The following is a 22423-nucleotide window of genomic DNA, read 5'->3' as shown; positions in this document are numbered from 1 at the left end:
TCACACGAGCTGCTCCCGCACGTACGCGCGCCACCGTGCCGTCAGTGTGGCGACGGAGAGCCCCAGCGAGGCGAGCGCCTGATCGACGCCTCTGGCCCGGGCCGCACGGTAGAGCCACACCAGGGTCCCCTCACCGAAGCGGTCAGCGAGGAAGCGACACGCCAGCCAGGCCTCCTGGTACGCCCGGGCGAGCCGGTCCGGGTCGCGCCCGTCCGCCGCGAAAGCCGCAGGTCCGGGCAAAGCGTTCGGCAGCCGTCCGGCGCGCACCTCGGCGGCCAGTTCGGCGGCGGCGGTCTTCACGGGCAGTCCGGCGTCGCGGTAGCCGACGTAGTCGGCGAAACCCTCGTACAGCCAGACGGGCAGCCCTTCAGTCCCGGCCACGACGTGGGTCAGCTCGTGGGTCAGCACCACGTCCCTGCCGGTGCGGCTGAGCGTGGCGAACGCCTCCGGCACGACGATCACGCGTCCGCCGTCGGCCACGGCGGCCAGCCCGTCGAGCCGTGCGGCCCCGGCCAGGCGGGCGGCGTCGCGATCCGATTCCGGCAGGACGATCAGGGGGCGTACGGGCCTGCCGAGCACGGCCGAGACCCGCGCGCCCGCGGTGTCGGCTTCGCGCGCCAGCTCGTCGAGCGGTTCGCGCCGGGCGGGGCCGGGAGCCACGACGGTGGCGCGGGCTCCGCGGCTGACGGCCGTGCGCCGCCCCGGCCACAGGTCGCGCAGCTCGGGAGGGAGGATGGGGGCGTCCGGCAACGGAGTGGCGGCGGCGGGAACGAGGAGCAGGAGGCCCGACACCACGGCTCGCCGGCTGACCTCGAACACGATGCCCGATCGTAGTGCCCCTGCCCGCGTGCAGGCGCCGAACGTGCGAGAGCCCCGTCCGAATCCAGGAAATCCTCCAAGAATCCGGACGGGGCTTCTTCACATGCCGGGACGAACTGCGCCGACGAAGGACGATCGGCGCCATCCGCTCAGCTTGTCGATGCGTACCCGTTCACCTGTCCGCGGCGAGTGGATCATTTTGCCCTTGCCGACGTACATGCCCACGTGGCCGAGCCCGCTGAAGAACATCAGGTCACCTGGCTTCAAGTTGCGCCAGGAGACTTTCTGTCTGGTGCGGGCGAACTGGCTGCTCGCCACGCGCGGGAGCTTGACGCCGGCCTTCTTCCAGGCGAACTGGACGAGACCGGAGCAGTCAAACGAACCAGGCCCTGTGCCTCCGTACCGGTACGGGTCACCGATCTGGTTCTTGGCCACGGCGATGGCCTTGCGGGCCTTCGCTTGCTGCCGGGCGAGCTTGGCCGCCTTTCGCTGGGCCGCCGTGGCCTTCTGGGACGTCTTGGCGCCGGCTCGCGCTTTCACCGTCGTCAGAGTGGCCGTTTCGCTCGTCGTCTCCGCCTGAGCCGTTGGGGCATGGAGGATCAGACCTCCGGCCGTCACGGTCATCGTGAGTGCTACGCCACTCAGGGCAAGGCGGGACAGGCGGGGGTTCTGCAGGGGATTAGACAGGATTTCTCCTTGTGTCTTCCACGAACGCCTACCGGGTTAGCTGACGGATTCGGGCGTGGAAGTCGCCCTACGGCGCGATGGGCGCGCCGATTCACCCCTGATCCCTTGGGGAATTGGGATCGCTGGGTCCCCGGCTCCGTACTCCTGGCTGCACGGATTCGGCAGGCCGCGTGCCCCGATCGAATGATTGGGGATGCTCGGGGGAGCGGCCGGCGGATCTTTATCTGTCGCACATCGGGAGGGACCGATGCGGGTTCGCGGCGACATGGCTTGTTCACCGCGACGACGCCAGAAGCTACGCCGAAAGGTCAAGGATCGGCAAAAGGTGAGTCAGGTTGTAAAGATCAGACAGGGGGGTGAGTCAAGAGAGAAACCCCTGCTGGAACACCAGGTTCTGTTACCATAATGTGACCCTGCTCACACTTCCAGATCGGCCTGGCTGTCAGGTGTCAATTGTCACCTAAGTCACATTTGGCACGCTTTAAACGTGAGCCACGCCACTGGGAGCGCTCCCGCGCATGGAAACGCCGTCTACGATGCCGGATCGTAGTGGACCGAAACCCGCGCAGCCGCAGGCCGAAACGGGGCTCTGTCAGCCCGTCGGCTTACGGGCGGATCGCTCCGACCAGAGAACGGCCGTAGGCGGAGAGCTTGACTACCTTGACGACGTCGCCTGTCTGCGGCGCGTGGACGATCTGCCCGTTACCCGCGTAGATGCTGACGTGTCCGAGCCCTTCACTGAAGATCAGGTCTCCGGGCTGCAGCGCGTCGAGCGACACCTTGCGGCTGGCCCCCCACGCCCACTGCTGCCACGTCGTCCGCGGCAGCGAGACCCCCGCCGCCGCCCAGGCCGCCTGCGTCAGGCCTGAGCAGTCGAAGCCGCGCGGCCCCGTACCGCCGTAGATGTACGGCTTGCCCACCTGCGCGTACGCGAACCGCAGCGCCGCGGCGGCGCTGCCCGAGGCCGACCCGGTGTACTTGATGCCCGTGCTGTTGGGGTTGCCGGGGTTGTACGCACCCAGCTTGTCCAGCAGCTTCTTCTGCTGGGCGATCAGCTTGCGGATCTCGGCGCGCTCCTTCTCGACGGAGTCGCGCTCCTTCTCCGCCTCGTCCAGCGCCACCTCGGCCTTGTCGCGCTGGACCTTCAGCCCCTTGTTCTCACGGTCGAAGGCGGCCAGCTTCTCGGCGCGCTCCTGCGAGAGCTGCCCGGCGACCGCCCAGCCCGAGAGCATGGCGTTAGGGTCATTGCTGTTGAAGAGGCCGGGCCAGGAGGTGACGTCCTCACCGAGCTTGTAGCTCTCGACGGCCATCCCGATGACCTGCGCACGCAGGTCCGCGACCGTCTCCAGCTTGCGCTTGTAGCTGTCGTTCAGCTTGGTGTAGGTGCCCTTGGCCTTCTTGTAGCGCTCGTTGGCCGTGTTGAAGCGATCGACGACCTTGTCGGCCTTGTCGTTAAGCTTCTCCAGCTTGGCCTTGGCCTGCGCCAAGGTGGGGCGAGGATCAGCGAGAGCGGCCCCCGTCGGGGACAGCACCAGCCCGAACGCGAGACCCGCGGCCATCGGCACCCGGCCAAACCTCACTGTATCGCCTCCCAGGGATTACACCTGGGGCGAAATAGTACAGAAGTGGCAGGCGAGGTATCACCAAACCTACCAATTCGTAATTTATGCGCGGCCTAGCCTGCGCAGCAGCAAACCAGACGGAACGGGTCTGGCACCCATCCGCCTGACGGACTCGGCCACCTCGCGGTCGGACGACACCACCGCGATGGCCCTGCCGGGCGGCTCGGCGCGGACGAGCTGCCGGATGAGGTCGTCGGCGATCTCCCCCGGCGCGCTGAACAGCACCCGCACCCCGCGCGGCGCGACCACCTGCACGGGTGCGTTGAGCTCCGCGCCATCGAACACCACGGTCACCTCGACCCTGGTCTGCGCCACCAGCCCGCCCAGCGAGGTCATCAGCCGGGTGCGCTGGTCGGCGAGGGTGAGGGAACCGTAGCCGGTCTTGGTGACGTTGTAGCCGTCGATGATCAGATGCACCTGCGGCAGCGCGAGAAGCTGGTCGAGGAGCTGCGGGTCGTCGTCGGCCAGGGCCCGCGCGGGCACCCCGCGCACGTTCGGCCGCTCGCCGGTGACGGCCGCGACCGAGTCGGCGGGGCGGCTGATGGTGGTGGGCAGGGCCAGCTCGCGGCGCAGCCCCGCCGAGGCGTCCTGGAGGGCGTCGAGCAGCACCCGGATGCGGGCGTCCTCGATGCTCCTGCCCTCGCGGGCGGCGCGGCGCGAGGCCTCCAGCTGTTTCTCCACGTCGGCCAGCCGCTCGCGCAGCCGCCGCAGCTCGGACTCGCCGGCGCTGCCCGCGGCCGTGGCGGCCGACTTGGTCTCCTCGGCCGCCCGCTCCGTCTCCTCGGCGCGCCGGGCCGCGGCCTTGGCCCGCTCGCGCGCGTCGTGCAGCTTGCGGCGCAGGTCGGAGTTCTCCGCGCGGGCCGCCTTGATCTGCTCGCGCAGCCGGTCGGACTCCTCCTTGGCCGCGCTCTTCTGCGCGGCGAGTTGCTCGCGCAGCCGCGTGACCGCCTCCTCGCGCTCCAGGTCCTCGGCGGCCACCGCCGACTGCTCCAGGTCGGCGCGGGCGGTCTCGATCATCTCCGCCCAGCCCGGCGGCCGGGTGAGATAGGCCGCCGCGGCCACGAGCACGGGGTCGGCGGCCGGCGGCACGTTGCCCTCGGCCAGCGACGCGACCAGCTCGGGCCAGCCGGCGGCCACCGACTCGGCGACGATCTCGCGGAACTTCTTGTCGTTCTCAAGCTGCGCCGCGATGGGCGCGCCGCCCAGTTTGGCCCGTTTGCGTGGGTCGAACTTGGCTATGCCGCGCAGCGGCGGCGGGATGGTGGCAGCGGGCATCGAGCCGAGAACCTGGGAGGCCAGATCCACGACATTGAGCCGCACCTGCTCGGGAAGCGGGCGAGACAGGCCTTCACCCGCTGAACTCATCCCACTTGTCCCTTCGTGACATGCCCTTTCAGACAAGGGTACGGCTGCTGCGTACCTGACCGTAACGGCCGCCCGTATATGGACAAGCGCTTGCTAGGGGGTATACGACTGTCGAAGGGCACATGTCCAACCGGGAGGCCCCCTGTGACGGAACAGCTGCGCACGTCCACCCGTGACCTGGAAGAACTGCGGAAACGCGCCACCGTGTGGCTGCGCGCCCGCGTCGGCGAGAGCGCCACGGTGTCTGAGATGTCCAGACCGTCGGAAAACGGCCTGTCAAGCGAGACCCTGTTCTTCACCGCCACCTGGGACGGCCGCGCCACGCGCTGCGTGGCCAGGCTCGCACCTGCGGTGGAAGCCGTTCCGGTTTTCCCTTCGTACGACCTGCGGGCCCAGTTCCAGATGATGCGCCTGGCCAGGGAAAAAGCTGGGATCCCAGCGCCCAGGGCCCTGTGGTTCGAGCCGGATCCCGGCCCGCTGGGCACGCCCTTCTTCGTCATGGAGCGGGCCGACGGCGAGGTGCCGCCCGACGTGATGCCGTACACGTTCGGCGGCTGGCTGCACGACGCCTCCCCCGCCGACCAGCGGCGGCTGCAGGACGCGACCGTCGGCATCATCGCGGCGCTGCACCAGACCGCGTTCACCCCGGACGAGCTGGCCCCGTTCGGCGCCCCCGGGCTGCGCGCGCACGTCGAGGCGCAGCGCGCCTACTACGAGTGGGCGCACGGCAAGCACCGCGTCCCGCTGCTGGAGCGGGCCTTCGACTGGCTGGAGGCGCACTGGCCCGACGACCCCGGCCCCGACGTGCTGACCTGGGGCGACTCCCGGATCGGCAACGTCATGTACCGGGGCTTCGAGCCGGTCGCGGTGCTCGATTGGGAGATGGCCGCCATCGGGCCGCGCGAGCTGGACGTGTCGTGGATGATCTTCCTGCACCGCTTCTTCCAGGACATCACGCTCGGTGCGGGCCTGCCCGGCCTGCCCGGCTTCATGCGGCGCGAGGACGTCTGCGCGACCTACCGCGAGCTGACCGGATACGAGCCCCGCGACCTGGACTTCTACGAGATGTATGCGGCGCTGCGCCACGGCGTCATCATGGCCAGGGTCTGGCAGCGCAGGATCCACTTCGGCGAGCAGCCCATGCCGGACGACCCCGACGACCTGGTGCTGCACCGGGCCACCATCGAGCAGCTCCTGACCGGCCCTCACTGAGCGGCTACGAAGCGGCGTCGTAGACCAGCAACGCCACCTGGACCCGGTTGTTGAGGCCCAGCTTGGTCAGGATGCGCGACACGTGCGCCTTCACCGTGGGCACGCTCATGTACAGCTCGCGCCCGATGTCGGCGTTGGACCTGCCCTGCCCGACCGCCGTCGCCACCTCCCGCTCACGCTCGCTCAACCGGCCGAGCAGCCTCCTGGCGCGCTCCCCCCGATCGTCCGCCCCGCCGCCGTCCGAGACGTGCGTGATGAGCTGCCGCGTCACCGCCGGCGACAGGATCGGCTCGCCCGCCGCCACCTTCCTGACCGCCTGCACGAGATCACCCGGCGCGATGTCCTTCAGCAGGAACCCGGCCGCCCCCGCCCGCAACGCCCGCAGCACCTGCGCGTCGGCGTGGAACGTCGTCAGCACCACCACCTCAGGCGGCTCGGGGGCGCGGCGCAGCGTCTCGGTGGCGGTCAGGCCGTCGATGCCGGGCATCCGGATGTCCATCAGCACCACGTCAGGGCGGTGCGCGCCCACCAGCGGCGGCACCTCCGAGCCGTCGCCCGCCTCCGCGACGATCTCGATGTCGGCCACGCCGCCGAGGATCATCGACAGCCCGGCCCGCACCATCGCGTCGTCGTCCACGATCAGCAGCTTGATCGGCCGCCCGTCAACGCTCATGCGTTCGTCCTCGGGTCGTCGTCCACGGTCATGCGTCGTCGTCCTCCCCTGTCGTCGTCTCCACCGGCCACGGCAGCCAGGCCCGCACCATGAACTCGCCCTCCGGCGTCGCGCCGTGCTCCAGCGTGCCGCCCGCCAGCTCCGCCCGTTCGGTCAGCCCGATCAGCCCCGCCCCGGCCCCCGGGATGCGCGCTACGGACCGCGCCCCCGGCGGGTGGCGTACCCCCAGCGGGTTGCGCACCTCCACCGACAGCGCCCTGCCCGCCGCGCCCTCGACCTTGACCGTCACCGGCGCGCCGCCCGCGTGCTTGCGCGCGTTGGTCAGCGCCTCCTGCACGATGCGGTACAGGTTGCGGCCCAGCCCCTCGGGCGCGCCCTGCGCCCGCAGGTCGAGCCGGACGTCCATGCCCGCGTGCCGGCACTCCTCGACCAGCGCCGGCAGGTCGGCGAGCGTCGGCTGCGGCCGCTCCGGCACCATGCCGTCACCGCCGCCACCGCCGCCACCGCCGCCACCGCCGCCACCGCCGTGACCGCCGCCACCGTCGTCGTCGGAGGCGGAGTGGCGCAGCACGCCGATCACCCCCCGCAGGTCCTGCAGCGCCAGGTGGGCGTTGGTCCTGATCGCCCCGGCCGCCTTGGCGATCTCGGCGGGCGGCGCGTCGGGACGGAACTCCAGCGCCCCCGCGTGCAGGCTCAGCATCGAGATGCGATGCGCCAGCACGTCGTGCATCTCCCGCGCGATGCGCTCGCGTTCGAGCCGCTTGGCCTCCTCGGCGGCGTCGGCGGCGCGCTGCGTCAGCGACCAGATGAGCTGCCGCCTGGCCCTGATCACGATGCCCCACGCGAACACGGTCAGAGTGAGCGCCACGCCGAGCGCCAGCGCCCAGGCGCGCTCCTCGTCGCTCTGCGGCCGAAGCGCCACGTAAGGGGCGATGGTGACGATGCCGAGCAGCGCGACCGGCCCGGAGATCTTGATCGGACGGTGCACCGCCACCGTGAACAGCGCCACCACGCACGCCCCGCCGACCAGGTCGAGATAGGACGACAGCAGGCAGGTGACCGCCGCGAACCCGACCGGCCACCTGCGCCGCAGCCACACCCCCGCGCACGACAGCGCCCCCGCCACCTGCTCGATCATCACCAGCGGCTCCGGCTGGCGCTGCGCCTCCAGCTCCACCAGCGACAGGAAGGTCAGGCCGCACGCGAACAGGAACAGGAGGAAGTCGACGATCCAGTCGCGCGTCGAGCGCCGCACGCGCCCGCCCGCACGCCCGTCGCCGAGCAGCACCGACGGCAACGCCCACCGGTGGTAATCGGTGGCGGCGCCGTCTCCCCGCAGTTCCGTCACGTTCACCGAGGTTAAGCCCTGCGACCGGTACGACGACAGCGACCAAAGTCGATGCCTGCCGAGACCAACGGACGACGCGCCCGGCCGGGTGCCCGCGCGAGGCTGGACGGCATGCAAGCGGTGTTGAAGGTGCTCGGCTGGCTGCTGATCCTGCAAGGCGTCGGCGGCCTGGTGAACGGCCTGCTCGGCTGGTGGCGGTGGGCGCACGACCTGCTCGTGGTCAACCTGCTGCAGTTTCTGGAGGGATATGAGGTGTTCGCGGCCATCGTGATGGGGGTGCTCGGGTTCGCGCTGGTGGCCGTGGCCGAGTCCATGGACAGGGCGTCCGGGGAGAGGACGGAGGGGTTCGAATGAGCGCGACCAGGCTGCGTCCGCCGCGTCACCAGGTCGACCGGCGGGCGGTGGCGTGGTGGACGGTGCAGTGGCTGATCCTCATGGTGCCGGTGGCGGGGGCGTCCGTGGCGGCGTACTGGCTGTTCACGGAGCGGCCCGCGGGGCTGGGCGCGGTCGTGGCCGTGTTCGCGGCGGGCTGCCTGGCGCTGGCCGTCGTGGCGCCGCGGGCCGCGTACCGGGTGGAGCGGTGGGAGGTCACCGACCAGGCGGTGTACACGCGCAAGGGGTGGGTGACGCACACCTGGCGGGTGGCGCCGATGTCCAGGATCCAGCGGGTCGACACCGCGCGGGGGCCGGTGCAGCGGCTGTTCGGGCTGGCGGACGTCACGGTGACCACGGCGTCGTCGGCGGGGGCCGTCAAGATCGAGGCGCTGGATCACGAGGTGGCGGCCGAGCTCGCCGAGCGGCTGACCGCGATCACTCAGGCTACTGCGGGGGATGCGACGTGAGTTCGTACGAGGGAGGGGCGCGGCCGGTGGGACGGCACGGCAGGCTCCCGGACGGCGGCACGCCCGTGGCGGGGAGCGGCGCCTCCAGGGCTGCCTGCCCCGGGAACGGCGCCTCCGGAGCCGGCAGCGGCTCGGCCCGGCCGGTCGGCGGGGCGTTGCGGCCCGAAAGCGAGGCGTCGCGGCCGGGGAACCACGGGTCCCGGCCGCAGGGCGAGGCGTCGCCGCCGCAGAACCACCGGCCCCGACCGGAGAGCGAGGCGGCCCGGGCGGAGAGGGAGGCGGCCCGGCCGCAGAACGAGGCGGCTCGGACGCAGAGCGAGGTGGCCCGGGCGGAGAGCGAGGTGGCCCGGGCGGAGAGCGAGGTGGCCCGGGCGGAGAGCGAGGTGGCCCGGGCGGAGGGCGAGGTGGCCCGGGCGGAGGGCGGGGCCTTCGGGCGGGCTTCCCGTCGAGGGGCGGCACCCCGTGCGGAGGTGAGCCCGTCGGAGGCGGGTAGGGGCGACGGCGGGTGGGAGGGGCTGGCGCGGCGGAGCCTGTGGGCGTCGGGCGTCAAGTCGCTGGCGATCGTGGCGGGCGTCACGGCCGGGATGGTGCGCTTCCTGCTGGGCCGCGACTGGCCCCCCGCCGCGATGGTGGCCGCCTGCACGGCCGCGGCGCTCGTGATCGTCGCCGCCGTGGTCGCGTACGACGTGCTCAGGCTGCGCACCACGCGCTGGCGCCTCACCCCCGAGCGCCTGGAGCTGCGTTCGGGCATCACGGTCCGCCAGCACCGCTCGATCCCCCGCGACCGCGTCCGCAGCGTCGACCTCCGCGCCGACCCGGTGAACAGGATGTTCGGCCTGACGGTGGTCAAGGCAGGCAGGGGCGAGCACGCGGACAAGGACGCGGAGCTCAAGCTGGACCCGCTGACCAGGCACGACGCCGAGGCGTTGCGGCGCGTGCTGCTGCACCAGGGCGAGGCGGCCGAACAGGCGGGTGACGGGCCGCTGGCGGAGCTGAGCTGGTCGTGGATCAGGTACGCGCCGCTGTCGGTGTGGACGTTCACGGGCGCGGCGGTGGTGCTGGGCGCGTTGTACAAGGCGCTCGACGCGTTCGGGCTGAAGTCGTTCACGACGCGGCTGGCGACGGGGTTGTGGGAGTGGCTGGTGGGGCAGCCGCTGGTGACCGTCCCGCTGGTGCTGGGCGTGAACCTGGTGGTGGGGGTGCTCGGCGCGGTGCTGCTGTTCGCCGAGTCGTGGGGACGGTACCGGCTGGAGCGCGAGCCCGGCCGGCTGCGGATGCGCAGGGGGCTGCTGACCACCCGGTCGCTGACGCTGGAGGAGCGCCGGCTACGCGGGGTGGAGATTCACGAGCCGCTGCTGCTGCGGCTGGCGGGCGCGGCGCGGCTCAGGTCCGTCGCCACCGGGCTGGGCAAGAGCGCCGGCGACGAGACCGAGGACGCCGCGGCGCTCACCCCGCCGATGCCGCACGCCCTGGCGGTGCGGGTGGCCACCACGATCGCCGGTGCCGGCGTGCCCGCTCTGGTGACGCATCCCGCGGCGGCCAGGCGCAGGCGGCTGGTGCGGGCGATGGTGGCGACCCTGATCACGACGCTGGTCGTCGGGCTGGTCACCTGGCCGATCACCTGGCCGATCACTGCGCCGGCGACCGGCGAGGGGCCGTGGCCGCTGGTGAGCGGCTGGGTGAACACCTGGGTGGGTGGCTGGGTGTGGCTGCTCCCGGCGGCAGTGCTGGTGTACGGGCTGTGGCTGGCCGTGGCGAGCGCCGCGAGTCTCGGGCACGCGCTGAGCCCCCGTCACCTGGTGTCCAGGAGAGGCGCCGTGGTGCGGCGCACGGTGGCGCTCGACCGCAAGGGCATCGCGGGCTGGACGATCACCGAGTCGTTCTTCCAGCGGCGCTCCGGCCTGCTGACGGTCTCCGCGACGACGGCGGCGGGCCGGGGTCACTACGAGGTGGTGGACGTGGGCCGCGGCGACGGCTTGGAGATGGCCGCGCAGGCTGTCCCCGGCCTGCTGGAGCCCTTCCTGGTCCGGGAAAAGCAATGAGCCGCGTGATCCCCCACGGTTTGCCCATGCCCCTGTACTGGACAAACATGATCGCGCGGCTCAGGTGCTTGCAGACATAACCGTATTTGTCCCGCTTGCAACCGGGTTGCAGCCGCATTAACCGGATCCGCAAATCATGAGTCAGGGTCACGATAGGCGGGGATCAAGCCGTCGGGTCAGTTGCCCGCCGCCAGCTTCTCCATGTAGGCCTTGGCCAGGGTGAGCGAGCCCGCCATCGCCTCCTTCTCCGGCATGAGCTGCACCTCCGGCGAGTTGAGAGCCTCGTCCTTGGGCCGCTGGTGTCCGGAGAAGTCGACGATGACGACGAACGAGCCCTCGCGGATGGTGACGGAGCCGCTGGAGGCGGAGATCTCGCGACCCTCGCTCTCCACGTACTGCTGGTACGCCTGGTCGCCCAGCCCCTTGACGTCGATGACCGCGCCCCAGGTGATGCCGCCCATGGAGGACTTCGCGGTGTTCTTGGTACGTCCGTACGTGCTCGCGTAGTACGCCTTGGCCGCGGGCTCGTCCGCCTCGCCGGCCCGGTTCGTGAAGCGGTGCACGGTGATCAGCGCGCTGCGGATCTTCGTGATGCCAGGGCCGCCGGACAGTTCGCGGTTGAGCCAGCGGCACTCGGTCTGGTTGTCGTCGCCGACGGACGTGCCGCGCGCGCGGGTCACAGGCTCGGGCACCAGCCGGGCGGCCGTCTCCGTCACGGCCTGGCAGTCGGCGGGGAAGGAGGCGAGCACGGTGGGCGAGGGGGTGGCGCTGACGGTCGGCGAGACGGTGGCCGCCGCCGTCGGCTGGGCCTTGGCCAGCACGCCGGGGTGCTGCGCCTGCCAGGCCGCGACCCCCTTGGCGACGTGCCCGATGAGCCCGCTGACCTCGCGGATCGCGTTCTCCTCCGTGACCGCCTTCGTGCTCTCGTTGGACAGGATCTCCGCGTCCTTGCGCTGCTGGCTCGCCTGGAACCTGACCTTGATCGTCATGTCGCCGACGCGGGCGTACGCGGTGCCGTAGGCGTACCAGAGCATCTTGTCGTCGCGGCGCCAGGTGTACTGCGCGAACGCGGCGTCGCCGACGCCGGGAACGTCCTTGATCTGGGAGACGTACTCCTTCTCGCCGGGGTCCAGCGACGGTTTGGCGGTCTCGACGTACTTGCCGCCGCGGTATTCCATCTCGTACGACGTCTGCGCCATCGCCCGGCCGGTCTTGACGCCCTCGCCCTTGTGCTGCTCGACCTTGACGTCGATCTCCCTGCTGCGCCAGAACTCGCCGAACGAGATGCGCTGGTTGATCCAGTTGCAGCCGAAGTTGACCGTGAAGTCGCCGTCCCTGGACGAGTTGGCCACGGTCGCGTCCGGTACGAGCCGCTCGATCTCGTCCTCGGGCAGCATGGCGCACACGTCGGGAGGCGCCGCGGCGGCTCCGGGCTGCTGGGCGGGCGACGAGGAGCGGGTGCCGGACGGGGCGGAGCCGCCGGAGACGCCGCCGTACAGGAAGTAGGCCCCCACACCACCCGCCGCGACCAGCACGACGAGGGCGGCGGCGAGCGTGGGCAGGAGCCAGACGGGGCGCCGCGGCGACGGGGGCTGCGGCATGGGGGGCATGGTCGGCGGCAGGCCGGGCGGCACGTTCGGCGGCATCCCAGGGGGCATCCCGGGGGGCATCCCGGGGGGCGTTCCGGGTGGCGTCCCAGGCGGCATCCCCTGCGGCGGGCCCGCCCACATTCCAGGCGGCGCGCCGGGCGGCGCTCCCGGCGGCAACCCCTGCCCCGGCGGCATTCCCTGGCCCTGCTGCATTCCCTGGCCCTGCTGCATGCCCTGCCCCTGCGGCATGCCCTGCCCCTGCGGCATGCCCGCGGGAGTCTGCGGCTGCATGCCCGGCGGCGCCACGAACCGGCCCGGCGGCTCGAACTGGCTGCCTGGCACCTGGTGAGGGGTGGTGGGCGGCTCGGAATCGCTACCGGGGTTCACTGGGACTCCTGGGGTTGCCCTGACTTGCGGGGAGACATGGTAGTCACACCCCTTGCAAGGTGCTTGCAGCATCCTCGACGGTTACCTGTCATTTCGCCAGCGCCGCCATGATCATCCGGGCCACGGCCACGGCCGTCTCAGGGTCGGCCACCGCCTCGGCCGACTTGCCTGGCGCGGCCTCGACGTCCACGTCCTCGCGGTGCCACACCACCTCCACGAGCAGGTTGCTCGTGCGGAGGAGCAGGATGCTGTCGGCCATGCCGCTCTGGTCGGAGTCGAGGTAGAACTTGAAGCCGTTCTGCCTGATCGCCACCTCGCCGACGCCGGTGACGTCGCGGATCGGCCCGTACGCCTGCCGCTGGCTGACGCCCTCGGCGGCGGCGCGCGTGCTCTTCTCGCTGGTGAAGCGGCGCTGGGCCACGGCGGGGCCGTCGAGGTCCCTGGTGGGCTGCTCGGCCCAGACGCGCACGACCAGGCGGCGTACCGGGTTCGTGCCCTCGCGGACGAGCCACTGGCACTCGCCGGGCCGGGTGCGGCTGCGTTCCGGGGTGCCCTTGGTGAACCCGATGGCCTGGGCGTCGGTGAGCAGGCTGCACGGGTCGGGCGCGGTGGCGTACCGGCCGATCTCCTTGCCGCCGAGCGTGGCGGCGGCGTACCAGCCGCCCGCGCCCAGCGCCACGACGGCGGCGAGCACGGCGGGCAGCAGCCACCACCTGCGCCTGCGCACGGGGCGCTGGGGGGCCGCGCCCGGGCCGGCCAGCCCGCTCAGCGCCTGGCGGACCTGGACCGCCGTGGGACGGGCGGCGGGATCCTTGGCGAGCATGGCCATGAGCAGCCCGCCCAGCTCGCGCCCGGCCCTGGCGGGGAACGGCGGTTCGTGCAGCAGCACCGCGGCGGCGACGGCGGCGGGCAGCGCCCGCTCGAACGGCGCGCGCCCCTCCACCGCCGTGTAGAGGCTCGCACCGAGCGACCACAGGTCGGCGGACGGGCCTGACGGCTGCTCGTTGAGCCGCTCCGGAGCCATGTAGCCGGGCGAGCCCGCGCTGCCGAACATGTCGCCCCTGCCGCCCATCGGCGCGGCGATGCCGAAGTCGGTGAGCATCGCGGAGCCGTCGGCGTCGAGCAGGATGTTGGCGGGCTTGACGTCCTGGTGCAGCAGGCCGTGCGCGTGCGCGACCTCCAGCGCCGACAGCACGCGCAGCCCGACGGCGGCCACGAAGCCCGGCGGCAGCGGCCCCCGCTCCTTGATCACCTTGTCGAGCGAGCGGCCGGTGGTCAGGTCCATGATGATCCACGGCTGGCCGCCTTCGAGCACCACGTCGTGCACGAGCACGATGGCCGGGTCGCGCAGCCGTCCGGCGGACCTCGCCTCGTGCATGGCGCGGTCGGCGAACTCCGCCCGCTCCCGCGGGTCCAGCCCGTCGGGCACGCGCACCTGCTTGACGGCGACCTGCCGGTCGAGCATCTCGTCGATGGCCCGCCACACCGTGCCCGCGCCGCCCTGCCCGAGCCGCTCGATCAGCCGGTAACGGCCCGCCAGCAGGTAGAGGTCACCCGGCATCGCGCAACGCCTGCTCGCTCGCCTGCGCGGCTTTCAGGGCCGCCTGCTTGATGTCCTCGTCGGTCGGCTTGTCGGAGAGCGTCGTGTACTCGACGCTCACCACCAGGTTGGCCAGCCGGTAGTAGACGTGCGCCGAGACCAGGCGGCCCGTCGGTCCCTTCAGCTCGAAGCCGAACGCCTCCTCGCCCACGCCGGTGACCTGGCGCACCGGCGTGCGCGTCGCCCGCGTCGACTTGGTCACCCCGATCTCGGGCCAGTTCCAGTCGACGGTGTCGTACTTGGCCCAGTAGCGCTGCTGGTTCGTGAACAGCCTGCGCGCCGAGGCCTCGGTCATGGACCAGGGGTCCACGGTGTCGGAGTCGCGCTGCACCTGGAGGCCCACGCCGGTGCCCTGCAGCGGCCAGCCGCACTTGGGGCCCGCCTCGTCGGAGTCGGGCTTGCCCGCGGGCGGCTGCTGCGTGCGGAGCAGCCCGCCGACCGCCTGCGGGGCGATGAGCGTGCACACGTCCATCGGCACGGTGAACGCGCCGGCGGCGCCCGCGTCGCGGTTCATCAGGACGAAGCCCGTCGCGCCCGCTCCCCCGAGCACCACCACCGCCGCCGCGGCGATCCAGAGCAGGGCCCGGCGGCGCCCCTTGACCGGCGCCGTCACCTCGGCGCCGGCGGGCAGCCGCGGCGCGGGACGGCCCGCCGCGACCTGCCGCAGCACCTCGACGGCCACGCGCGGGTCGGGACGGGCGGCGGGCTGGTAGGCCATCATCGCGGTCACCACCGGCCCGAGCTCGCCCTGCACGGGCGGCACCGGCTGGGTCAGCGTGGCGCGGATGCGCTGGGCCGCCGAGCCCTCGTAGGCGGGTGCGCCCCTCAGCGCCATGTGCAGCGTCGCGCCGAGCGACCACACGTCGCTGGCCGGGCCGCCGGGCTGGCCCTCCAGCCGCTCGGGCGCGATGAACCCGGGCGAGCCGATCGTCAGCCCCTGCTCGGTGAGCGTGGCCTGGCCCTCCTGCCTGGCGATGCCGAAGTCGGTGAGCACCACCCGGCCGCTCTCGGTCAGGAACACGTTGCCCGGCTTGACGTCGCGGTGCTGCATGCCCTGGGCGTGCGCGACCGTCAGCGCCTCCAGCACGTCGGCGCCGATCCTGGCGGCGTACTCAGGCGGCATGGGGCCGAACTCGCGCACGGTGTCGGCGAGCGTGCGGCCCCGCAGCAGCTCCATGACCAGCCACGGCCGCTCGTGCTCGACGACCACGTCGTGCAGCGCCACGATGCCCGGGTGGCGCAGCCGCGCCATCGCCTGCGCCTCGCGCACGGCCCTGGTCACCAGGTCGTGGCGCTCCTTGTCGGACATGCCCTCGGGCAGCGTGAGCTCCTTGACCGCGACATCGCGATCGAGCATCTCGTCCCTGGCCAGCCACACTTTTCCCATGCCGCCCGCGCCCAGCGGACGAAGCAGGGTGTATCGGCCGGCAAGTCTTCCCGCGGACATAAAGGGAAGGGTAACTAAGGATCAAGAGGGGTGCTTACTCGTTCCTGTCGGTCCTTCTCTCTATGGTCTTGGTTCGTGGACGCGGTACAAGGCACTCTCGACGAGCTCGGCACGCCGCTGAGCGAAGTCACGTTCGTCGTGTTCGACCTCGAGACGACCGGCGGCTCGCCGGCGGAGGACGCCATCACCGAGATCGGCGCGGTCAAGGTGCGGGCGGGCGAGGTGCTCGGCGAGTTCTCGACGCTGGTCGACCCAGGGGGGCCGATCCCGCCGTTCATCTCCGTGCTGACCGGCATCACCGACGCCATGGTGATGGCCGCACCCAAGATCGAGTCGGTGCTGCCGAGCTTCCTGGAGTTCATCCGGGGGTCCACGCTGGTGGCGCACAACGCCGGGTTCGACACCCGCTTCGTCAAGGCCGCGTGCGCCGCGCTCGGCTATCCCCCGCCGGGCAACCCGGTCGTCGACACCGTCGATCTGGCCAGGCGCGTGCTCACCCGCGACGAGACGCCCAACGCCAAGCTGGCCACGCTGGCCAGGTTCTTCCGCAGCCCCACGGAGCCGTGCCACCGCGCCTTGCAGGACGCCAGGGCCACGGTCGACGTGCTGCACGGGCTGATCGAGCGGGCCGGGTCCTTCCAGGTGCACACGCTGGAGGAGCTCAAGTCGTTCGTCCGCGCCCCCACCCCCGAGCAGCAGCGCAAGCGCCACCTCGCCGAGTCGGTGCCGCACGCGCCCGGCGTCTACCTGTTCGAGGACGAGCGCGGCGAGGTCCTCTACATCGGCAAGAGCACCAACCTGCGCAACCGCGTGCGCTCCTACTTCACCGCCGGCGAGACCCGCCCCCGCATCCGCGAGATGATCGGCATCGCCGAGCGGGTGCGCCACATCGTCTGCTCCACCGCGCTGGAGGCGGAGGTGCGCGAGCTGCGCCTGATCGGCGGCGCCAAGCCCCGCTACAATCGCCGCTCCCGCTTCCCGGAGAAGATGGTGTGGCTCAAGCTCACCACCGACGTCTTCCCGCGGCTGTCGATCGTGCGCGAGGTCAAGGACGACGGCGCCACCTACCTCGGCCCCTTCACCAGCACCCGTCAGGCCGACGACGCCCGCATCGCGCTGCACGAGGCCGTCCCGCTGCGCCAGTGCACCCAGCCGGTCACGCTGCGCACCAGGCGGGCGGCGTGCGTGCTGCACGAGATGGGCCGCTGCGGCGCGCCCTGCGAGGGCAGGCAGAGCCCCGAGGAGTACGCCGTGCACGTCGAGAGCGCCCGCCGCGCCATGACCCTCGACGCCTCCCCCGTCTTCAGCGCCGTGTCGGCCCGCATGGAGCGCCTGTCGGTCGAGCAGCGTTACGAGGAGGCGTCGGTCGATCGTGACCGGCTGGCCTCCTTCGTCCGTACGGCGGCGCGCATGCAGCGGCTCAGCGCCATCACCCGCATCCCGCAGCTCGTGGCCGCCAGCCCGGCCTTCGGCGGCGGCTGGGACATCCACGTGGTCCGCCACGGCCGCCTCGCCGCGGCCGGGGTCATGCCGAAGGGCGCCCATCCGACCCCTTTCGTCGCCTCGCTGAAGGCCACCGCCGAGGTCGTCATCCCTGGCCCGGGCCCCGTCCCCGCGGCCAGCGCCGAGGAGACGGAGTGCATCCTGCGCTGGCTGGAGTCGCCGGGGCTGCGGCTGGTGGAGGTGGACGGCGAGTGGAGCCTGCCGGTGCACGGCGCGGGCCGGCACAAGGCTCGCATTGACCTCGCTTACCGGCATCTCGACCAACGCCGCCCTCGGGAGGGGCGACCTTTGAGGTGAAACGATAGAGTTGATACATGGTCACGGCTATCGTCCACATCAATGCAGAGGTAGACCGGATCCCGGAGGTCGCCCAGACGATCGCCGAGATCGAGGGAGTCAGCGAGGTCTACTCCATCACCGGCGAGTACGACCTGCTGGCGATGGTGCGGGTCGCGGCGTACGAGGAGATCGCCGAGGTGGTGCCGGGGCGGATCAACAAGGTCGCCGGGGTGCTGCACACCGAGACGCACATCGCCTTCCGCGCCTACTCCAAGCACGACCTGGACGCGGCCTTCTCGATCGGCTTCCCCGAGTCCGACTGACCGCCTTCCCGCGGCTCACGTCCACCTCGGGCCGCGCCACGCCGCACCCCCGGCCCCGCGTGCGCCACGCCACAGGCCCCGCGTGCGCCACGCCACAGGCCCCGCGTGCGCCACGCCACAGGCTGCCTGCCGCACCCGTAGCGCTGCGAGTACCGCGCCTCGGGCCGCCACGCACCGCGCCGCCGCGCATCGCGCCGCACGCCGTGCATCGCGCACCGCCCTCGCACGCCACCATCCATCGCGCCATCGCGCCGCACGCCACCCTGCGCCACGACTCGGCCGTCGCGTGCCGCACCCTCCCGACCGCCGATGGCCGCCCAAGCCGCACTCGCCCCATGCCGCCGGAGGGCGCGAACGCCGACGGGCCCGGACGAGGGAAACTCGTCCGGGCCCGCGCGGTGTGTGGCGTCAGAATCAGTGCGTGATGCTGCGGTCCTCGCCCCCACCACTGCCGATGGCGGCGTGCTCGTCGTCGTGCTCGTGCCCGTGCCCGTCCTCCAGCGGGATCTTCTCCCCGCCGTAGGCCTTGGACATGCGCCCGCGCAGCTTGCCGAGCGGCCCGCGCATGCCCTTCGGCGGGATGCCCGAGGTGTCCTCGCCCACCGGCAGCATCGGCACGGCTTCCTTGCCGCGCATGTGAGCCTCGATGTCGTCCGACGGCGGCGTGTGGACCTCGATGAACTCACCGTGCGGCAGGCGCTTGATCACGCCGGACTCCACACCGTGCGAGATGATCGCCTGGTCGGAGCGCTGCAGGCCGAGGCAGATGCGGTAGGTGATCAGGTACGCCAGCGCCGGCGCGACGAAGATCAGCACACGGCCCGCGTAGGTCGTGTGGTTCAGGCTGACGTGGAAGTTGGCCGCGATCTCGTCGTTGGCGCCGAGCAGCCACAGCACACCGTAGAACGTCATCGCGGAGATGCCGATCGAGGTGCGGTGCGGGTTGTTGCGCGGGCGGTCGGCGACGTGGTGCTCGCGGTTGTCGCCGGTGACCCACCGTTCCAGGAACGGGTACAGCGCCAGGCCGGTCATGATGATGCCCATCGGCACCAGCGCCGGGATGATGACGCTCAGCGGCAGCGTGCCCGCGTGGGAGGTGCCGAAGAGGTTGATCTCCCACGGCGGCATGATGCGCAGCGCGCCTTCGAGGAAGCCCATGTAGAAGTCGGGCTGCGAACCCGCCGACACGTCGGCCGGCGTGTACGGGCCGAACAGCCAGATCGGGTTGATCTGGGTGAACGTCGCCAGGCCGCTGATCACGCCGAGCGTGAACAGGAAGTACGCGCCGGCCTTGAGCATGAACGCCGGGTAGAACGGCGCGCCGACGACGTTCTGGTTGGTGCGGCCCTTGCCCGGCATCTGCGTGTGCTTCTGCACCCACATGAGCACCATGTGCGCCGTGACCAGCGCCAGGATGATGCCGGGGATGAGCAGGATGTGCAGCGAGTAGAAGCGGGCGATGACGTCCTCGCCCGGATACTCCCCGCCGAACAGGAAGAACGTGATGTACGTGCCCACCAGCGGCAGCGAGATCGCCACACCCTCGGTGATCCGCAGACCGGCGCCGGAGAGCAGGTCGTCGGGGAGGGAGTAGCCGGTCAGGCCCTCGGCCAGCGCCAGCGTCAGCAGGAGCACGCCGATGATCCAGTTGATCTCGCGCGGCTTGCGGTACGCGCCGGTGAAGAACACCCGCAGCGCGTGGACCATCATGCCGGCCACGAAGAGCAGGGCCGCCCAGTGGTGCATCTGCCGGATGAGCAGACCACCCCGGACGTCGAAGCTGATCTCCAGCGACGACGCGTAGGCCTCGGACATCATGACGCCCTTGAGCGGCGCGTACGAGCCGTCGTAGGCGACCTCCATCATGCTGGGCTTGAACCAGAGCGTCAGGAACGTGCCGGTCAGCAGCAGGATGACGAAGGAGTAGAGCGCGATCTCGCCCAGCAGGAACGACCAGTGGTCAGGGAAGATCTTGCGCAGGTTGCGCTTGAGGGCGTTGGCGCCGCCAAGGCGCTCGTCGAGGAAGTTCGACGGCCCGGCGATGGCCTTCGGTACGGCCTTCAGCTCACTCATGCCTGGCCTCCCTTCTCCCTGGCCGCGGCCTCCGCGTCACCGCGCTCCCAGTAGCTGGGACCGACCGGCACCTCGAAGTCGCCCTGGGCGATGAGGTAGCCCTCGGCGTCGACGCTGATCGGCAGCTGCGGCAGCGGCCGGGCGGCCGGACCGAAGATGACCTTGGCGCCGTCGGCCGCGTCGAACGTCGACTGGTGGCACGGGCAGAGGATGTGGTGGGTGTTCTGCTCGTAGAGTGCGGCGGGGCAGCCCACGTGGGTGCAGATCTTGGAGTACGCGACGATGCCGTCGTGGGTCCAGTTGAGCCTGGTGCCGCCCTTGATCTCGTCAGGACGGAACTTGATCAGGATCAGCGTGGCCTTGGCCAGCGCGTTCAGATCGTGCTCGTAGCCCTCGGGGACGACCGACAGGATGCCGCCGGGCGAGTTGAAGTCGGCGGCCCTGATGGGCTGGCCGGTGCCCTCGACGACGAGCCTGAGCGGCTTGCCCTCCTTGTTCTTCTCGCCCCACACCGTGTGCCGGAGCTCCTCGTTGAACCGAGCGCCCGGCATCGGGCTGTTGTCGAGGTCGCGCAGCAGCACCAGCGGCACGAGGCCGAGCGGCGCGGCCGCCAGCAGCAGCGTGCGGCGCAGCAGCTTGTGCTTGACGAAGCCGCTCTCGTTGGCGCCCCGGACGAAGGTCTCCGCGACGACGTCGCGGTCGGGCTCGTCGGAGGCCATCGTGTGGCGCTCCTGGATCAGGGAGTACTTCGGCATGATCTGGCGGACCCAGATCACGATGCCGACCGCCAGACCCAGGATCGCGATGGTGAGCGAGCTGCCCAGCGCCAGGTTGGAGTTGCCCGTCGCCTCGGGGCTGCCGACCTGGAAGTACACGTAGGAGATGATGAACGCGATGGCCGCGAGGAACGTGATCGTGAAGCAGAGCGCCACGATCTTCTCGGCCTTGCGGGCCTTGGCCGGGTCCTGCAGCGTCACGCCGGGGACTTCCTGGTCGGCCTCCGCCGTTTCCGCGGTGCCGAGCATCGAGGTGCCCGGTGCGGGAGTGCCGATGACGCGCTTGGGCACGCGCTCATCCGGCTGCTCGATCTCGTGCTCGTTGTCTGTCATGACTTCTGTCGCTTCTTCGCGGTGATCCAGATGGCGGCTAGTGCGAGGGCTGCGATGCCCACCACAAACGCTACGAGACCTTCGGTGACCGGGCCAATGCGGCCGAGTCCGAAACCACCCGGGTCCCGCTGCTCGCGAACCTGGGTGATGTAGGCGATCATGCTGCGCTTCTCTTCGGGCGTGATCGTCGTGTCGTTGAAGACCGGCATGGCCTGCGGACCGGTGACCATGGCCTCGTAGATCTGCGTCGGCGTCGACTCGTTGAGGTTGGGTGCGTACTTGCCCTGCGTCAGCGCACCACCGGCGCCGACCCAGTTGTGGCACTGGATGCAGTTGGCGCGGAACAGCTCGCCACCCTTGCCGGCGTCACCGAGCTTGGGATCGACGTGCTCCGCGGGCGGGACCTGCGGGCCGCCGCCGAGCGACTGCACGTAGGCCGCGATCTGCCGCGTCGTGGTCTCGTTGACCCAGGGGGCCAGCGGCTTGCGCGGCGCCTGCGGGCCGGGCGCGCCGGCCGGCATGCGGCCGGTGCTCATCTGGAAGTCGACGGCCGCGGCGCCGACGCCGATGAGCGTGGGCGCCGTCTGGGTGCCCTGCGCGTTGGTGCCGTGGCAGCTCATGCAGTGCGCTTCGAACAGGCTCCTGCCCTCGGCCACGTCATCGACCTTGCCTGTCGCCAGTGCCGCGTCGGCAGGCTTACCCGCCTGGACAAAGGCGGCGTATACCATCCCGACCAGCGCCAACGCCAAAATCAGGACGGCATATCTCGCGAGGGGATGCCGCCGCCAAGCGGTGATCCTAGTCACAGAGATCCCGTTCCTTAACGAATGATGTAGATGGTCGCGAAAAGACCGATCCAGACGACGTCTACGAAGTGCCAGTAGTAGGACACGACGATCGCGCTGGTGGCCTGCTCATGCGTGAAGCGCTTCGCGGCGTACGTGCGTCCCAGCATGAACAGGAACGCGATCAGGCCACCGGTCACGTGCAGGCCGTGGAAGCCCGTCGTCAGGTAGAACACCGAGGTGTAGGCGTTAGCGGACAAGGTCGCGCCCTCTGACGCCAGCTCCATGTACTCGTACAGCTGACCGGCGACGAAGACGGCGCCCATCAGGAAGCTGACGATGTACCAGAAGCGGAGCTTGCCGACCTGCCCCTTCTCCGCGGCCCACACACCAAGCTGGCACGTCACACTCGACAGAACCAGGATGATCGTGTTGGCCGTCGCGAACGGGATGTTCAGGTGAGCGACTCCCTCTGCGGCATGCGTGCCCGCGGGAAGTAGCGCGGGGCCCCACTCGAGGCCCTTGCCCTCGCTCACCGACCGGATGGTGAAGTACATCGCGAACAGCGCCGCGAAGAACATGAGCTCAGAGGACAGCCAGACGATCGTGCCCACACTGACCAGGTTCGGTCTGCGGTACGACTGTGCTGTCGTCGTCGAAGTTATTGCGGATGCTGTCGCCACGGGCAGCATTATTGCGGCTCCGGTGGTCGGTCCGG

Annotated in this window: 19 protein-coding genes and 1 riboswitch; of the genes, 6 read left to right on the top strand and 13 right to left on the bottom strand. The window is 71.1% G+C overall.

What is annotated here, in order from left to right; translation table 11 throughout:
* The 4 genes from FXF51_RS30145 to FXF51_RS30130 all read right to left on the bottom strand — a co-directional run bounded on the left by FXF51_RS30145 (position 1) and on the right by FXF51_RS30130 (position 4493).
* Positions 1–819, bottom strand: coding sequence for a hypothetical protein (locus FXF51_RS30145; protein ID WP_148438063.1), 819 nt, complete (start codon positions 817–819; stop codon positions 1–3).
* Positions 820–918: 99 nt separating this feature from the next.
* Positions 919–1443 (bottom strand): C40 family peptidase, encoded by a 525-nt coding sequence (locus FXF51_RS30140; RefSeq protein WP_148438062.1) that lies wholly within the window; start codon positions 1441–1443, stop codon positions 919–921.
* 73 nt (positions 1444–1516) lie between these two features.
* Positions 1517–1680, bottom strand: a riboswitch (cyclic di-AMP (ydaO/yuaA leader).
* A 431-nt stretch (positions 1681–2111) separates the two neighbouring features.
* Positions 2112–3086 (bottom strand): NlpC/P60 family protein, encoded by a 975-nt coding sequence (locus FXF51_RS30135; RefSeq protein ID WP_262379928.1) that lies wholly within the window; start codon positions 3084–3086, stop codon positions 2112–2114.
* Positions 3087–3170: 84 nt separating this feature from the next.
* Positions 3171–4493, bottom strand: coding sequence for an NYN domain-containing protein (locus tag FXF51_RS30130; protein ID WP_148438061.1), 1323 nt, complete (start codon positions 4491–4493; stop codon positions 3171–3173).
* A 144-nt stretch (positions 4494–4637) separates the two neighbouring features.
* Between FXF51_RS30130 and FXF51_RS30125 the strand changes: the two genes are divergently transcribed.
* Positions 4638–5705, top strand: a complete 1068-nt coding sequence (locus FXF51_RS30125) for a phosphotransferase family protein (RefSeq protein ID WP_148438060.1) — start codon at positions 4638–4640, stop codon at positions 5703–5705.
* 4 nt (positions 5706–5709) lie between these two features.
* On the opposite strand, the gene FXF51_RS30120 is transcribed toward FXF51_RS30125, so the two are convergent.
* Together FXF51_RS30120 and FXF51_RS30115 are read right to left on the bottom strand one after the other, a co-directional pair.
* Positions 5710–6378 (bottom strand): response regulator, encoded by a 669-nt coding sequence (locus FXF51_RS30120; RefSeq protein WP_148438059.1) that lies wholly within the window; start codon positions 6376–6378, stop codon positions 5710–5712.
* Between the two features lie 28 nt (positions 6379–6406).
* Complete coding sequence (locus tag FXF51_RS30115) at positions 6407–7726, bottom strand: sensor histidine kinase (protein ID WP_262379927.1); 1320 nt, start codon at positions 7724–7726, stop codon at positions 6407–6409.
* A 111-nt stretch (positions 7727–7837) separates the two neighbouring features.
* Here FXF51_RS30115 and FXF51_RS30110 point away from each other — a divergent pair, with 111 nt between their 5' ends.
* From FXF51_RS30110 to FXF51_RS30100, 3 genes are read left to right on the top strand one after another with little or no spacing between them, the layout of a single operon-like run.
* Complete coding sequence (locus FXF51_RS30110; protein WP_148438058.1) at positions 7838–8080, top strand: hypothetical protein; 243 nt, start codon at positions 7838–7840, stop codon at positions 8078–8080.
* On the top strand, positions 8077–8568 hold the full coding sequence (locus FXF51_RS30105; RefSeq protein WP_148438057.1) for a PH domain-containing protein: 492 nt from the start codon (positions 8077–8079) through the stop codon (positions 8566–8568). Before FXF51_RS30110 ends, FXF51_RS30105 begins: the two co-directional genes overlap by 4 nt.
* Positions 8565–10610, top strand: coding sequence for a PH domain-containing protein (locus tag FXF51_RS30100; RefSeq protein WP_148438056.1), 2046 nt, complete (start codon positions 8565–8567; stop codon positions 10608–10610). The genes FXF51_RS30105 and FXF51_RS30100 overlap by 4 nt, the downstream gene beginning before the upstream one ends.
* 176 nt (positions 10611–10786) lie before the next feature.
* On the opposite strand, the gene FXF51_RS61040 is transcribed toward FXF51_RS30100, so the two are convergent.
* From FXF51_RS61040 to FXF51_RS30080, 3 genes are all read right to left on the bottom strand, one after another.
* Positions 10787–12586, bottom strand: a complete 1800-nt coding sequence (locus FXF51_RS61040) for a hypothetical protein (RefSeq protein WP_187414645.1) — start codon at positions 12584–12586, stop codon at positions 10787–10789.
* A gap of 88 nt (positions 12587–12674) precedes the next feature.
* Positions 12675–14147 (bottom strand): serine/threonine-protein kinase, encoded by a 1473-nt coding sequence (locus FXF51_RS62055; RefSeq protein WP_222871531.1) that lies wholly within the window; start codon positions 14145–14147, stop codon positions 12675–12677.
* Entirely contained in the window at positions 14137–15633 is a 1497-nt protein-coding gene (locus FXF51_RS30080; protein ID WP_148438055.1) for a protein kinase domain-containing protein, read from the bottom strand. Before FXF51_RS30080 ends, FXF51_RS62055 begins: the two co-directional genes overlap by 11 nt.
* A 75-nt stretch (positions 15634–15708) precedes the next feature.
* Here FXF51_RS30080 and FXF51_RS30075 point away from each other — a divergent pair, with 75 nt between their 5' ends.
* Positions 15709–17433: a DEDD exonuclease domain-containing protein gene (locus FXF51_RS30075; RefSeq protein WP_148438054.1), complete on the top strand. Its 1725-nt coding sequence runs from the start codon at positions 15709–15711 to the stop codon at positions 17431–17433.
* 17 nt (positions 17434–17450) lie between these two features.
* Positions 17451–17738 carry an Lrp/AsnC family transcriptional regulator gene (locus FXF51_RS30070; protein WP_148438053.1) on the top strand — a complete coding sequence of 96 codons (288 nt, stop codon included), beginning with the start codon at positions 17451–17453 and terminating at the stop codon, positions 17736–17738.
* Positions 17739–18152: 414 nt separating this feature from the next.
* Here the strand turns inward: FXF51_RS30070 and FXF51_RS30065 are convergent, their stop codons facing one another.
* The 4 genes from FXF51_RS30065 to FXF51_RS30050 are packed head-to-tail and all read right to left on the bottom strand — an operon-like array spanning position 18153 to position 22397.
* Positions 18153–19811 carry a cytochrome b gene (locus FXF51_RS30065; RefSeq protein ID WP_148438052.1) on the bottom strand — a complete coding sequence of 553 codons (1659 nt, stop codon included), beginning with the start codon at positions 19809–19811 and terminating at the stop codon, positions 18153–18155.
* Positions 19808–20920, bottom strand: a complete 1113-nt coding sequence (locus FXF51_RS30060; protein WP_148438051.1) for a ubiquinol-cytochrome c reductase iron-sulfur subunit — start codon at positions 20918–20920, stop codon at positions 19808–19810. The genes FXF51_RS30065 and FXF51_RS30060 overlap by 4 nt, the downstream gene beginning before the upstream one ends.
* Entirely contained in the window at positions 20917–21726 is an 810-nt protein-coding gene (locus FXF51_RS30055) for a c-type cytochrome (protein ID WP_148438050.1), read from the bottom strand. Before FXF51_RS30055 ends, FXF51_RS30060 begins: the two co-directional genes overlap by 4 nt.
* 14 nt (positions 21727–21740) lie before the next feature.
* Positions 21741–22397 (bottom strand): heme-copper oxidase subunit III, encoded by a 657-nt coding sequence (locus tag FXF51_RS30050; RefSeq protein ID WP_148438049.1) that lies wholly within the window; start codon positions 22395–22397, stop codon positions 21741–21743.
* Between the last annotated feature and the right edge of the window lie 26 nt (positions 22398–22423).

Source organism: Nonomuraea sp. PA05 (assembly GCF_008086045.1).
GTDB classification, from domain to species: domain Bacteria; phylum Actinomycetota; class Actinomycetes; order Streptosporangiales; family Streptosporangiaceae; genus Nonomuraea; species Nonomuraea monospora.
The sequence above is the reverse complement of the archived record's forward strand: the minus strand, read 5'-3'. Positions and strand labels throughout refer to the sequence as shown.

What these genes read in the sequence shown, in the direction of transcription:
- FXF51_RS30140 (WP_148438062.1), bottom strand. Translation starts at nt 1,443, where the DNA reads ATGACCGTGACGGCCGGAGGTCTGATCCTCCATGCCCCAACGGCTCAG.
- FXF51_RS30130 (WP_148438061.1), bottom strand. Translation starts at nt 4,493, where the DNA reads ATGAGTTCAGCGGGTGAAGGCCTGTCTCGCCCGCTTCCCGAGCAGGTG.
- FXF51_RS30120 (WP_148438059.1), bottom strand. Translation starts at nt 6,378, where the DNA reads ATGAGCGTTGACGGGCGGCCGATCAAGCTGCTGATCGTGGACGACGAC.
- FXF51_RS30110 (WP_148438058.1), top strand. Translation starts at nt 7,838, where the DNA reads ATGCAAGCGGTGTTGAAGGTGCTCGGCTGGCTGCTGATCCTGCAAGGC.
- FXF51_RS30105 (WP_148438057.1), top strand. Translation starts at nt 8,077, where the DNA reads ATGAGCGCGACCAGGCTGCGTCCGCCGCGTCACCAGGTCGACCGGCGG.
- FXF51_RS62055 (WP_222871531.1), bottom strand. Translation starts at nt 14,147, where the DNA reads ATGCCGGGTGACCTCTACCTGCTGGCGGGCCGTTACCGGCTGATCGAG.
- FXF51_RS30080 (WP_148438055.1), bottom strand. Translation starts at nt 15,633, where the DNA reads ATGTCCGCGGGAAGACTTGCCGGCCGATACACCCTGCTTCGTCCGCTG.
- FXF51_RS30070 (WP_148438053.1), top strand. Translation starts at nt 17,451, where the DNA reads ATGGTCACGGCTATCGTCCACATCAATGCAGAGGTAGACCGGATCCCG.
- FXF51_RS30065 (WP_148438052.1), bottom strand. Translation starts at nt 19,811, where the DNA reads ATGAGTGAGCTGAAGGCCGTACCGAAGGCCATCGCCGGGCCGTCGAAC.
- FXF51_RS30060 (WP_148438051.1), bottom strand. Translation starts at nt 20,920, where the DNA reads ATGACAGACAACGAGCACGAGATCGAGCAGCCGGATGAGCGCGTGCCC.
- FXF51_RS30050 (WP_148438049.1), bottom strand. Translation starts at nt 22,397, where the DNA reads ATGCTGCCCGTGGCGACAGCATCCGCAATAACTTCGACGACGACAGCA.